The organism is Arsukibacterium ikkense (assembly GCF_000987775.1).
GTDB lineage: Bacteria > Pseudomonadota > Gammaproteobacteria > Enterobacterales > Alteromonadaceae > Alishewanella > Alishewanella ikkense.
Genome location: NZ_LAHO01000008.1, coordinates 56,284 through 69,582 on the forward strand (window position 1 = coordinate 56,284; position 13,299 = coordinate 69,582).

11 protein-coding genes are annotated in these 13,299 nt (G+C 50.3%); 6 read left to right on the plus strand and 5 right to left on the minus strand.

Annotated features, from left to right (window positions below):
* Positions 1-45: 45 nt before the first annotated feature.
* Complete coding sequence (locus tag WG68_RS09370; protein WP_046557431.1) at positions 46-1,077, plus strand: NAD(P)/FAD-dependent oxidoreductase; 1,032 nt, start codon at positions 46-48, stop codon at positions 1,075-1,077.
* On the plus strand, positions 1,070-1,807 hold the full coding sequence (locus WG68_RS09375; protein WP_046557432.1) for an SDR family NAD(P)-dependent oxidoreductase: 738 nt from the start codon (positions 1,070-1,072) through the stop codon (positions 1,805-1,807). The genes WG68_RS09370 and WG68_RS09375 overlap by 8 nt, the downstream gene beginning before the upstream one ends.
* A 49-nt stretch (positions 1,808-1,856) precedes the next feature.
* On the opposite strand, the gene WG68_RS09380 is transcribed toward WG68_RS09375, so the two are convergent.
* Both WG68_RS09380 and WG68_RS09385 read right to left on the minus strand, forming a co-directional pair.
* A complete protein-coding gene (locus tag WG68_RS09380; protein ID WP_046557433.1) occupies positions 1,857-4,982 on the minus strand; it encodes an efflux RND transporter permease subunit in 3,126 nt (1,041 codons plus the stop codon).
* A 2-nt stretch (positions 4,983-4,984) separates the two neighbouring features.
* On the minus strand, positions 4,985-6,040 hold the full coding sequence (locus tag WG68_RS09385) for an efflux RND transporter periplasmic adaptor subunit (RefSeq protein WP_046557434.1): 1,056 nt from the start codon (positions 6,038-6,040) through the stop codon (positions 4,985-4,987).
* A 198-nt stretch (positions 6,041-6,238) separates the two neighbouring features.
* On the opposite strand from WG68_RS09385, the gene WG68_RS09390 reads away from it, so the two are divergent.
* The 4 genes from WG68_RS09390 to WG68_RS09405 all read left to right on the plus strand — a co-directional run bounded on the left by WG68_RS09390 (position 6,239) and on the right by WG68_RS09405 (position 9,924).
* Positions 6,239-6,904, plus strand: coding sequence for a DUF2982 domain-containing protein (locus WG68_RS09390; RefSeq protein WP_046557435.1), 666 nt, complete (start codon positions 6,239-6,241; stop codon positions 6,902-6,904).
* 57 nt (positions 6,905-6,961) lie between these two features.
* Positions 6,962-7,297, plus strand: a complete 336-nt coding sequence (locus WG68_RS09395; protein WP_046557436.1) for a hypothetical protein — start codon at positions 6,962-6,964, stop codon at positions 7,295-7,297.
* A 107-nt stretch (positions 7,298-7,404) separates the two neighbouring features.
* Positions 7,405-9,063, plus strand: a complete 1,659-nt coding sequence (locus WG68_RS09400; protein WP_046557437.1) for a DUF342 domain-containing protein — start codon at positions 7,405-7,407, stop codon at positions 9,061-9,063.
* A gap of 165 nt (positions 9,064-9,228) precedes the next feature.
* Entirely contained in the window at positions 9,229-9,924 is a 696-nt protein-coding gene (locus tag WG68_RS09405; RefSeq protein WP_235357710.1) for a DUF2884 family protein, read from the plus strand.
* Between the two features lie 30 nt (positions 9,925-9,954).
* Here the strand turns inward: WG68_RS09405 and WG68_RS09410 are convergent, their stop codons facing one another.
* From WG68_RS09410 to mgtE, 3 genes are read right to left on the minus strand one after another with little or no spacing between them, the layout of a single operon-like run.
* A complete protein-coding gene (locus WG68_RS09410; protein ID WP_046557438.1) occupies positions 9,955-11,004 on the minus strand; it encodes a succinylglutamate desuccinylase/aspartoacylase family protein in 1,050 nt (349 codons plus the stop codon).
* On the minus strand, positions 11,004-11,921 hold the full coding sequence (gene rimK, locus WG68_RS09415; protein WP_046557439.1) for a 30S ribosomal protein S6--L-glutamate ligase: 918 nt from the start codon (positions 11,919-11,921) through the stop codon (positions 11,004-11,006). The genes WG68_RS09410 and rimK overlap by 1 nt, the downstream gene beginning before the upstream one ends.
* A 17-nt stretch (positions 11,922-11,938) precedes the next feature.
* Complete coding sequence (mgtE, locus tag WG68_RS09420) at positions 11,939-13,288, minus strand: magnesium transporter (protein ID WP_046557440.1); 1,350 nt, start codon at positions 13,286-13,288, stop codon at positions 11,939-11,941.
* Positions 13,289-13,299 lie beyond the last annotated feature (11 nt).

Here is a 13,299-nt window from a genome sequence, read left to right on the forward strand (position 1 = left end):
TAACGTACCAAGAGCCAGTATGGTTTACTAATTCAGGATGCATTTATGACAGTGGCAGTAATTGGCGCCGGCATGGCCGGGGCCGCAGCGGCCAATACCTTGCAGCTGGCCGGTTGGCCTGTTGAGGTGTTTGATAAAGGGCGCAGTGTTGGCGGCCGAATGAGCTCTAAGCGCAGTGCTGGCGGCTATCTTGACATGGGGGCGCAGTATTTTACTGCACGCAGTGAGTTATTCACTCAGCAGGTTAGCCAGTGGCTCTCTGCCGGTTTGCTCAGCCAGTGGCCAGCGGTTTGTTATCGCTTTGACCGTGCTAAGCTTAGTGAGTCTGCTGACCAGACGGCACGTTATATTGGCAGTCCGGCGATGCAGGCGCCGGTAAAAGCACTGCTTGCATCTATACCTACCCATTTAAACTGCCAGATTACTCGCATTCATTATATTGACCCGGTCGACGCGACAGAGGCTAACGGCTGGTATTTGTATGATGAGCACAATACCAGCTTTGGCCCTTACCAGGCGCTTGTACTAACGCTACCGCCGGTGCAGTTGCAAAGCTTGCTGGCGACAGCATGCCAGCCAGAAGCGCCTGCACAAGCTACGCTAAGCAGTGTAATAGCACAATTGCAGCCACAGGTATTATTGCCGTGCTGGGCTGTGAATTTGCAATTAGCCCAGCCTCTGCAAACCTTGGCCGATGCGGTCTTTGTGAAAGAAGGCAATATCAGCTGGCTGGCCCGGCAAAACAGTAAGCCGGGCAGGGCCAGTCAGGATGAGAACTGGCTGGTGCATTTTAGTCCGCAGTGCTCGGCGTTGCATTTGTCGGCTGCACCGGCGCAACTCATTGCGCTGGCTAAAGCCGAGCTGGAGCTAATCTTCGACCAGCCACTGCAGGTATCTAATGGCCTGACGCATCGTTGGTTGTATGCCCAGATTAATCCGGCGGTGTCTCAACCCACCTTGCACTATGACCGCACAACAAAGTTGGCCATAGCAGGCGATTGGCTGTTAGGTGGCAGGGTAGAGAATGCGTATTTAAGTGGCGTTGCCGCAGCAAAGGAGATCCTGGCTAATGGCTGAACAGGTGCTGATAATTGGTGCAGGCAGTGGTATTGGCCGCGGTTTGGTTGAATACTATTTACAGCAAGGCCATCCGGTCCAGGCGATGAGCCGGAGTAACTGCCCGGAGGCCCTGACAAAAACTGCTGTACAGTGGCGGCAACTGGATGCAAATGCAGGTGATGACGAGGAAGGACCAGAGCTGGCAATCAATAAGCTGGTTGCCGAGGCCATTATTGCACAGCCGACCATAATTTTTATTTGTCAGGGCTGGTTACATGACAATAAGCACGGCCCTGAGAAAACCCTGCGCCAGCTTTCGCCTTCACAATTGCAAAAAAGCTTTGCCATTAATGTGCTGCAACCGGCGTTATATTTAAAAGCGTTGTTTGGTTATTTAACCAAGCAACCACAGGTGAAAGTGCTGGTGCTAAGCGCCAAAGTTGGCAGTATTACCGACAACCAGTTAGGGGGCTGGTACAGCTACCGGCTCAGTAAAGCCGCAGTGAACATGCTGGTAAAAACCAGCAGTATTGAGTTGCAGCGCTATAATAAAACCGCGGCCCTGGTTAGTTTGCACCCCGGTACCACTGATACCCCGTTATCTGCGCCGTTTCAGGCCAATGTGCCTTCAGGGCAGTTACAAACCGGCGCCGCTACCGCACAGCGGCTGGCGCGGGTAGCTGCGAATTTAAGCCCGGAGCAAAGTGGTAAACTATTAAACTGGGACGGTACCGTACTGCCTTTTTAAATGAATTAAGCGGGCAGTACTTACCTATTACGCACAGATTACTGACACATTATTTAGGCACCACCTCATCGGCGGCATGCTCATCGGGTGCCAGCTGCTGCAGGCGATCCAGTTCACGGCTGAGCGCCTTGGGCGAGCCGGTACCGCGGGCAATCGCAATATAAGTTACCGGCACTACGTACAGGGTCAGTAAGGTGGCTAGCGCCACACCACAGAAAATAACCATACCTATTACCATGCGGCTTTCTGACCCCGGGCCGCTGGCCAGGATTAATGGCAAGCTGCTCATAATGGTGGTAAAACAGGTCATGGTGATGGGCCGTAAGCGCTGAATAGCGGCCCGGCGCACGGCATCTTCAAAGGCCACACCGGCATCTCGTAACTGATTAGCAAATTCGACAATCAGAATACCGTTTTTCGCCACCAATCCTATCAGCATAACTAAGCCAATCTGGCTGTAGATATTTAATGACATATTAAAGAAATACAAGCCCGATAAGGCGCCTACCAACCCTAATGGCACAGTGATCATAATCACCAGGGGGTGAATAAAGCTTTCAAACTGTGCTGCCAACACCAGGTAGGTGATAACCAATGCCAGAATAAATACCAGCAAGGTAGAACGGCCACTTTCCTGAAACAGCTGCGACTCGCCTTTGTAATCAATACCGACAGTGTCCTGAATTTCAGTTCGTACTATGCTTTCCAGGTATTCCAGCGCTTCGCCCAGGCTGTAGCCGGGTACCAGGCTGGCTGAGATGGTTATGGCCCGCATCCGGTTGTAGCGGTTCAGTGCTGCCGAGGTGGCCTCTTCGCGCAGCGTCACCAGGTTATCTAATGGGATAAGCTGGCCGGTGCTGTCAGAGCGGATAAACACATCTTTGATGGTGCCCGGCGCCTGGAAATCATCATCCCAGCCTTCCAGAATCACGTCATACTCGCGGCCACGGTCTAAAAAGGTGGTTACGCGTCTACCGCCGAGCATCGCTTCTAAGGAACGACCAATGGCGCCAACGGAGATGCCAAGATCGCCAGCGCGTTCCGTGTCAATTTCTACCAATACTTGCGGCACCGTTTCTTTATAGTCATGGTCCAGCATCAGCAGGTTAGGGTTTTCACTGGCTTTGGCAATCACCGTATCGCGCCAGCGAGCCAGTTCTTCGTAGGTATTACCCTGCAATACGAATTGTACCGGCCGGCTACCACCACCACCGCCACCTAAACCGCTGCGCATAAAGGTAAAGGCTCGGACATCGGGTAAGGCATTAATTTTAGCGGCAACTTCGGGCATTAGTTCAGCTGTGCGTCTTTTGCCATTACTCCAGTTTTCAGCGCCGACAATAGCGATACCGCCACTGCCGCCCCAACCGGGTACCCGAATCAGTAAACGGTTAAACTCGCCGTCTTCATAGTAGGGCATCAGAATATCTTCAACCAGCCGCATATTGCGACTGTTGCTCTGATAACTGGCACCTTCAGCCGGGCTCATTGAAATAAAGAAGGTACCCCGATCTTCAGTTGGCGCCAGTTCGGATGGCAGCATTTTTACCAGTTGATAACTGGCAGCAAAACATAACACCACCACCACTAACACCGGCCAGCGGGTTTGCGTGACCACATTAAGTTGTTTGCGATAGCCATTTTCCAACTTGGCAAAACCACTATGCAGCGCCTGGCCAAATTTTGACTCACGTTTACGATGTGTTAGCAGCTTGCTGCATAACATTGGTGACAGTGTAAGGGCGGTAACACTGGAGAAGGCCACTGCTGCTGCAATGGCTAAGGCAAACTCAGTAAACAGCTTACCTAATTGACCTTGCATAAAAACCAGCGGTACAAACACCGAAATCAGCACCAGCGTCGTGGCGATAACGGCAAAACCCACTTCACGGGCACCACGGTAGGCGGCCAGCAGCGGCGCTTCACCGGTTTCAATGCGCCGGTAAATGTTTTCCAGTACCACGATAGAGTCATCAACCACTAGGCCGATAGCCAGTACCATCGCCAGCAAGGTGAGTAAGTTGATTGAAAAATCCAGCGCAAACAATACAGTTACTGCGGCAACCAGCGCGACCGGTACGGTAATGGCCGGAATGAAGGTTGCTCTGATATTACCCAGGAATAAAAAGATCACCAGCACCACCATGCACATGGCGATGGCCAGGGTGTTATAGACTTCTTTTATTGATTCAGCGATAAATAGCGAGGAGTCATAGCCCGGTTCAATGGTGGTACCTTGTGGCAACTGCGCTTTAATGCGCTCCATTTCGGCCCTGGCACCTTTTACCACTTCCAGGGTGTTGGCTTTAGATTGCTTAATAATGCCAATACCCAGCAGGTTTTTGCCATCTCCGCGAAACTCACTTTCTTCATTCTCTGAGGTAAGCAGCACATCTGCGATTTCTCCCAGCCGCACCAGGTAGTTGTCAGCACCGCGTTTAATCACCAGCCGCCGAAAGTCCTGCTCGGTTTTATAAGTGCGGATAACCCTGACGGTGAAGTCCCGATCAATAGATTTGATATTACCAGCGGGCAATTCCACGTTTTCACTGCGCAGAACGCTTTCAATATCCTGCACCGTAACACCACGGGCGGCCATGGCATCTTTATCCAGCCAAACGCGCATCGCGTAATCACGGGAGCCACCGAGTTGAATACGAGCCACGCCATCCACCACAGAAAACCGTTCTACAATGTAGCGGTTGGCATAGTCTGTTAGTTCCAGGGTGGTCATGTTTTCGCTGTTTAACACAAACCAGGCGATGGTATCTTCATCGGCATTGGCTTTGGATACCTCAGGTGGATCGGCCTGATCAGGCAGGTTATTTAAGGCGCGGGATACCCGGTCGCGCACATCATTGGCGGCAGAGTCGATATCACGTTCGACATTAAATTCGATAGTAATATTGGAGCGACCGTTGCGGCTGTTAGAGTTAATACTTTTAATACCTTCTACGCCACTTATCCGGTCTTCCAGCAGTTGGGTGATTTTTGTCTCAACAATTTCAGCTGAAGCTCCGGGGTAGTTGGTACTGATACTGACGATTGGCGAGTCGATGTCGGGATATTCGCGCAGCGGTAGCATGCTGAAACAAACGATACCGAATACTACTAATAAAATATTGACGACCGTGGCAAATACCGGGCGTTTCACTGACAAATCAGATAACAGCATTATTACGCTCCAACCTTATTGATCAGCACACCCGGCCGGATCTTTTGGATGCCCTCAACCACGATTTCCTCGCCTTCCTCCAGACCGGACACTACTTCTACCCAGCCCGGAATACGCTGGCCTAACTCTACTTCACGCATGCTGACTCTGTTTTCACTATTAACCACAAACACATATTGTCTGTTTTGCTGCGGGATCAGTGCGCGCTCTGAAATTTGCAATGCCGGCACATTAGCCAATTCCACTTTTACATTCAGTAACATTCCCGGGCGCAAGCGTAAGTCGCTGTTGTCTAAAGTCGCGTGTACCCTGATAGAGCGGGTTACCCGGTCAAGCCGGGTGTCAATGGCACTGACTTCGCCTGCAAAAACCAAATTGCCGTATGCGACATTGGTGACCTGCACGGGCATACCGCGTTTAATTTCAGCCAGGTGATGCTCAGCAACGCTGAATTCCACTTTCAGGGTATTTAAGTCATCCAGGGTAGTTAACACCGTACCAGCATTAACATAAGCGCCCTGGCTTATCAGGCGTAAGCCCAGATAGCCATCGAAGGGCGCCCTTATAGTAAGTTCGTTTAATTGTGCCCTGGCAATATCCAGTTGCGCCAGGGTGGTATTGACCCGGGTTTGCTGTTCATCAATCATCGACTGCGCAGTAGCCTGAGTGGTGGCCAGGTTTTGCAAACGAGCCAACTGCCGGTTCTGATCGGTCAGCACTGCAGACAGTTCGGCGACTCTGGCCTGCTGCTGCACGTTATTTAAGCGCGCTATGATATCGCCGGCAGCAACCGCTTTACCTTCCTGAATATTCAGTTCAGTCAGAAAATCACTGGCTGGCACCACTATTTGCACTGAGTTATTGGCAACACCACTGCCTAACGAAGTGATTTGCCGTACCAGCGGTTTTACGGTGACTTTTGCTGTGCTAACTGCTATTGGGCCGCCCGGGCCACGGCCGCTGTTTGGCGCTTGCTGTTGTTGCCAAAACAAGTAGCCAAGGAATACTGCTAATACAATCAATATTAACCATATAAGACGAGAGTGGGCTTTTGTCACAATAACTCCGGATACCGCGTGAAAATAGATGTAGTGTATTGTATGGTTTAAAATGCAAAACAGATGTTCTGTTATCGCAGTCAAGCAGGCGTTGGTCGTATTCCGCATACAACCACGGTGATCCAGTATAACAGCTGGGTAAGTAATGCAGATGAAACCGGATAATAAAACGGCCTGAAGCAGGCCACTGGAGTACAGATGGAACCCATTTTTGTCAGCCAAACCAGCCATCAGGGAGGCGCGCGCTTGCTGCTTGGCGGCCTGGCTGCCCTGGCAGGCTTGTTACTGTTTACAGTGCTGTTTGCCGAGCAATTCAGCCTGCTGCTGGCACTTTGTTACATTGCCGCCGCTATGGCCGTTTTCCTCGGCATGGCAAAGCTGGCTGAACCCCGCTACTTTTTAAAATGTGATGAGCAAGGCGTACATTATTTTCATCGCTATGGCAGTTGGTTGTTACCCTGGCAAAGCTTTATGTATTGCGCCGTGCCGCAGCTGGAACAGCAGAATTTATCTTTTATTGGCTTTAAAGTGACCGATTATGACGCGGTGCTGCAGCCGCTGCGGCTGCGGCTGGCGGTGCGTTTGATGACAGAGCAGCGACCGTTATTTATGTCGGCGATTAAGCAAAGCTGTGCCAACGGCCAGTGCGCCAGTGAATTACTAATGGAGAAAGACAGTTTTAGCACCGCTACCCAGCGCTACAATGGGATAAAAGCAGTATTTGCCCAGCGGATGCAGCGACTTGCAGGTGCCAGTGGCTTTGATCTATTCGTCACCTGTTCGTTAACGGAAGCGCAAACCAGAGCCCTTTGTCAGCAAATTAATCAGGCACGCTTACAAATGATCCAAAATACAGCGACCTAGACACACCGCCGTCAGTGTATCATAATAAGCCAAACCACTTTTTTGGCAGGATGGTGCATGAACAGTTACGACAAAGCATTTCTGGTCAGCGGGCGTAATACCCTGATCCATAAAAATAAAAAATTAGATTTAATCGTTGTGAATGACGATAATGACCCGCCGCTAATTATAACCCGTCATGGCGTGAAAATGTTTGAAGAGGTCGTGCCAGCCAATAAGGTTGAAGCCAAAGAGCGTTACATGGAAATTGTCGATATTTCCAGTACAGAAGTGTTTGGAGAGACCAAAACTCTGTTGTTTGTGCAGGCACTGAACAACAAAGAGTATAAAGTAGATTACAGTAAGAAAGGGACAGATTTGTTTATTCGCATTCACCAGGACAATTATATTTAGTTTTTTTCGCTTCCAGGGCCCTGAAATGCAGTAAGGGCTTGCCTTTCTGCCTTATATTTGCTTCATTAAGCATAATACTTTCGTCTTAGTTTTAAGTTGAAAACTGTATGCAATTTACTGAGCACAATAACACTATAAAAATAACGGTGCCTGTTTCATCAACAGCAATCAGTGCTGTCGACATTCAGCAGCAACTTGTTGCGCATGGCTTTGAGCGCTGTCTGGTGTTGCAAGATCAGCTGACTAATTTGCTGGTAGAGTATCAGCAGATCCAGCAAAAAATAAAAGAAAACCTGGTTGCTGAAAATGCCAAGGAGTTAAGTTACCGCATCGCCGAAAAGCGCGATGCCGAACTGACGTTTGATATCAGTGAAGACAAAATGACGGCGACGGCAATTATTACCGCGGCCTGGGGCGGGGCTCCGGTATCTGCCAATGATTTGGTTAAAAGCGCGCAGGCCAATGGTATTGTGTTTGGCTTTAGCAAAGAGCAGATAATCAAGCTGGTGTCATACGCAGCAAAAGCCGAGCCAGGCAGCAAAATGAAGTTATTGATTGCCCGTGGTCGGCTGATGAAACCCGGGGTTAACTCCCGTTTTGAACCCTTATTAGCCGAGATGGAAAGCCGGCGCAACCGCCCGGTGGTGACAACCGATGAAAAAGCCGATTTACGTGACTTTGGTGCTATACCTGCGATAAAAGCCGGTGAAGCTATTATGCGTCGCCATCCGCCTACGGCCGGCGTGGTGGGCATGCTGGTCAATGGTGACATGATTCCCGCCACCCCAGGCCTGCACATTGAGTGGCAACTGGGTGAGGGGGTAGAGTTAGCCCCTGACAACCCGGATTTACTACTGGCCGCCCGTGATGGTTTACCCCGGATTATCGAAGCAGGGGCGACCGTTGATGAAGTGTTTACGGTAAAAAATGTCGATTTAGCCACAGGCCATATTATTTTTCGGGGCTCAGTAGTGGTTACCGGCAATGTTGACGAGGGCATGAAAGTGATTGCCGGCGGCAATGTGTTTGTCAAAGGTATGGTTGAGGGCCAGCTAATTGAAGCGGGCGGCGATATTACTATTAGTGGTTCCGTTATTGGCCATCAGCTGGCTCAGGCTGACCAGCAAAGCGAATACAGCACTGAGCTTAAAGCCTTGGGTGACATTCAGTGTAATCTGGCGCAATACAGCCGGATCAACTGTGGTGGCAATCTTTATGTCAGTAAACAGCTGATGCACTGCGCGGTTGAGGCGGCCATTGTCTATGCTGGGCCGGAAGACAACCCCAATGGTAAATTAGTTGGCGGCTTTTTTTATCTGGATAAAGGTATTTATTGCGGTAATCTGGGTGCCCCTTCCAGCAGCGCGGTGCTGGTTAAATTGAACCGGCAGTTGGATCCTATCGTTGAAAAGCAGGAGGTTCTGCGGGCCAGTGTAGCGGCAGAGCGAGCCGAAATGGAAGAGTTGCGCCAGCAGCTGGAGAAGCTGAAAAAAATTGAAGGCAACGCGCAAATGGAAATGCGTCGCTACGAATTGGTCGCCAACTTTGATGAGCGCAAAGAATTAGCAATATCATTAATCAATGATATTAAAATTCTGGAAGCTCAGCGCCAGGAGAAGCTGGCAGAGCTGCTGATTGTGGTAAGGCAGCAGTTATTTTCTGCAGTTGAAGTTCATTTTGGTAAAGAGCAGGTTAAAAGCCGGCGAGAATATGGCCCGTCAAAAATCATCCTGGTCGATGGCAAGCCCTGTATCGAGCCACTGTAGTTTGAAGAACACGACAGGTGGCAGGGCAGTTGCGGCATAAGGTAGTGCTAACCGCTACACTTTCTATTAGGCTATCGTAGTGTGTGTAAAGAGATTACTGCTGTGAAAGCCCTGCTGGTTTTGTTGCTCTGTTGCTTCCCTGTAACTGTATTTGCTGATTGCAATATGGCGTTTCGCTATGGCTTACTGATCGGTCCCGATCATATTCGGTTTATGCAAAATACCCGTACCTATGTCCAGATTAACCACGATACCCAGTTGTTTGTGGTTGGGGAATGGGTGCAGCTCGATGCTGAAGACACAGAATTACTGCAACAATATAGTCAGGGCTTACGTAAGTTTGTGCCAGAAATTGTCAGTCTGGCGGTAGATGGTGTTGAGTTGGGTCTGTCCAGCATTGAATCAATGTTGTCCGGGCTGGGCAGTAAATCTCAACAGGCAGAATGGCAGGCGTTAATTCGGGAAACCACTTTTCAATTTATGTCGAGGTTTGTTCGTACCGGCGAGTATTTTTATCTGGCGCCGCAAAGCCTGAATGAGCTGGACCATTTTTTAAACCGGGAATTAAAGCCAAGGCTCAGCAATCTGGCCCGCCATACGGTAGGTGCTGTTTGGGGGGCGTTGCGTGATGCGTTGCGCCAGTCAGACAGTAATTTTGAGCGCACTGATAACCAGGACTGGCAATCGGTAGAGCAACTGGTTGATAAGATCAGCTTCGGCCTTGACGAAAAAATGGTTGAACTGGAAGCTAAATCTGCGCTGTTCTGCCAGCGCATGCGCGAACTTGATGAGATAGAAACCGCCCTGCAACAGCGGATCCCTTTGTTAAGCCAATATGACGTAGTAACTGAAAAGAATTAAATCCACGCAAAAATACATCCGTTTTACAGCCTAAACTACACCATATTCATCTCTTAGCGCTGCAGGCATAGCGTTGTCCACTTCGTCACTGATCGCATCCAGGGTTTTTTCGGCTTCATCCAGCGAACTGACCTCGGCAACATGAAACAGCGCTTCGCCTTCATTCACCAGTGGTAAGTTGTTGCGGCCGATCACCACGCCATCAAAGGTTGCCGGAATTGCGACTTCAAAATCGGAGTAGGGCGAATAAATATGCGCCATAATATCGCCTGTTTTTACGGTCTGGCCCAGTGTTACATAATAGCGGGCGATACCATCATGTTCTGCCCGCACCCAGCTGCTTTTCTTTGAGAACACCGAGCGGTTTTTAGGTGCTTTGGTTTTGCCACTAAGCATGCCTAAATCCTGCATGACATTAACAATACCGCGCACGCCAATTTTAATCGACTGCTCGTCAAAGCGCAGCGCTTCGCCTGCTTCATACAACAGCAATGGAATACCCAGATTATTGGCGGTGCCACGCATGGTGCCATCGCGGCTGGCCGCTTTAATAATTACCGGCGCATTAAACACCTCGGCCATCCGCAGTGCCGTTTTATCTTTGGCACTGGCTCTTACCTGTGGCAGGTTAGCCCGATGAATAGCACCGGTATGCAAATCGATGGCATGGGTGCAGCATTTGAGAATTTTATCGGTAAACTGATACGCCATGCGGCTGCCGAGCGAGCCTTTCTCACTGCCGGGAAAGCTACGGTTTAAATCGCGTCGATCGGGCAGGTAGCGCGACTGCTGCACAAAACCATAGGTATTAACGATGGGCACCACAATTAGCGTACCTTTGATCCGGTTCAGGCGCGGTAGCTTTAACAAGCGCCGGCAGATTTCCACGCCGTTAATTTCATCACCGTGTAAGGCAGCGGTAATCAGCAATACCGGGCCATCCTGGCGGCCATGAATAACATGGGCGCCAATGTTTAATTCTGTATGGGTGTAGAGCTTGCCAAACGGAATATCGACCACAGCGCGGCTACCGGCCGCAATTTTGTCGGGTCCCAGGGTAAACGCAGTGCGGCTGTTCATTAGCCTGTTCCTTTGGTTTTGGCTTTACGCCGGGTTTTATGGCTGGCCACTTTTTTCTCTAAAAAGCTGATAATCAAACCGGCAACGTCTTTGCTGGTGGCCATTTCAATGCCTTCCAGCCCAGGCGAGCTATTCACTTCCATCACCACCGGGCCGTGGTTAGAGCGCAGTAAATCTACCCCGGCCACATTTAAGCCCATAGTTTTGGCCGCATGCACTGCAGTGCTGCGCTCCTCCGGCGTTAAGCGCACCACTGTCGCTGAACCGCCACGGTGCAAATTAGAGCGAAACTCACCGTCTTTCGCCTGACGTTTCATTGCCGCCACAATTTTATCGCCTACCACAAAACAGCGAATATCGGCGCCATTAGCTTCTTTAATATATTCCTGTACCAGAATATTGGCATTAAGGCCCATAAAAGCCTCAATCACACTCTCAGCGGCAGTGCGGGTTTCAGCCAGCACCACGCCGATGCCCTGGGTGCCTTCCAGCAGTTTAATTACCAGCGGCGCACCACCGACCATCTCGATAAGATCTGGAATATCGCCGGGTTTATCGGCAAAGCCGGTAATGGGTAAGCCAATACCCTGGCGGGCCAGTAATTGCATTGAGCGCAGCTTGTCGCGGGCGCGGCCGATGGCGACCGATTCATTTAACGAGTAAACGCCCATCATTTCAAACTGGCGCAGCACCGCTGTACCATAAAAAGTGATTGAAGCACCAATGCGCGGGATCACGGCATCAAAGCCATCCAGCACCTCACCTTTATAATGAATAGAGGAGTTGGTGCGGTTAATATTCATATAGCAGGTTAGCGGGTCGATGACCTGAACCTGATGGCCGGCAGCTTCTGCTGCAGCAACCAACCGTTTGGTCGAATACAGCTCGGCATTTCGCGACAATATCGCAATTTTCATTAAGTCTCCGCGGCGCTTTACGCCAGTAAAAATAAGGTGCCCAGGCCAAGAAAGGCAAAAAAGCCAATAACATCAGTGACCGTGGTCAGGATAACTGAACCTGACAAGGCGGGATCAATGTTGAGCTTCTCCAGCCAGATTGGAATAAACACGCCTGATATCGCTGCCACCACGATGTTAATGACAATAGCCAGACCGATAATGCCACCGATAATCCAGTCACCAAACCATAAGTAAGTAATGGCGGCGATGACCAGTGCCCATAACACGCCGTTAATTGCACCGACGCCCAACTCTTTTCGAAACAGCATTAGGTAGGTTTTCGGGGTTATCTGTTCTAGCGCCAGGCCACGGATCATCAGCGTCAGGGTTTGACTACCGGCAATGCCGCCCATGCTGGCTACTATCGGCATTAATACCGCCAGTGCCACCACTTGTTGCAGGGTAGCTTCAAACAAACCAATGGTATAGGCTGCTAAAAAAGCGGTTAACAGGTTAATGCCCAGCCATAGTGCGCGGCGTTTGGCGCTATCAAACACCGGGGCAAATAAGTCTTCTTCTTCATCTAAACCAGCCGTGTGCATAAACTGGCTTTCTAAGCTGCGCCGAACGTTCTCCAATGCTTCGCCTATTGATAACCGGCCTAACAGCTTGCCTTCAGCATCTGTTACGGCCAACGCCGTATAACCCGAACGCGACACAATATCTGAGCCTTGGTCTAGCTCCAGAGTGCCGTCTACTATGGGCGCATCAGTATCGATAAAGTTTTCTAGCGGTAAGTGGCTGGCTAACCCCAGTATTTGTGTGGCGTGCACCAGACCGGCATAGCGGCCGGTGCGGTCAATCACAAACAGTGCATCCTGATACTCAGCATCGTCGGCTAACTTTCGAAACAGTCTTACCGCATCCCGCACTTTGGCATTTTTATTAATGATCAATAAATCGTGGTCAGCATAACGACCACATTGGTCATCGTCATAGGTTAACGCCGTTTCCAGCCAGCTGCGTTGGCTGGCATCGAGCCGCGAGCAGGCATAGTTGTAGATACGCTGCGGCAGTTCGTCCAGTAACTCGATTAAATCATCCACTTCCATACCCTCAACCAGGGTACGCAGTTGTTGCTCGTCAAGTTGCTTAAATATGTTGTCCCGGGCGTCAACCCGCATATGGGTCAGTGCGCCAATCTGGTCATCCGGATGTAAGCCCAGCCAGGCACTAACCCGCTGCTCTACCGGCATTGCCTCCAGTGCAATAGCAATTTCTTCAGGTTCCAGCTGGCTGAGTTTGTCTGTCAGCTGCTCAGCTTCATTTTCATCAAAGCTGTCGCGGACAATATCTTCAATATCCAGTGGTTGGTTATCAGCCATTAAAACTCCTT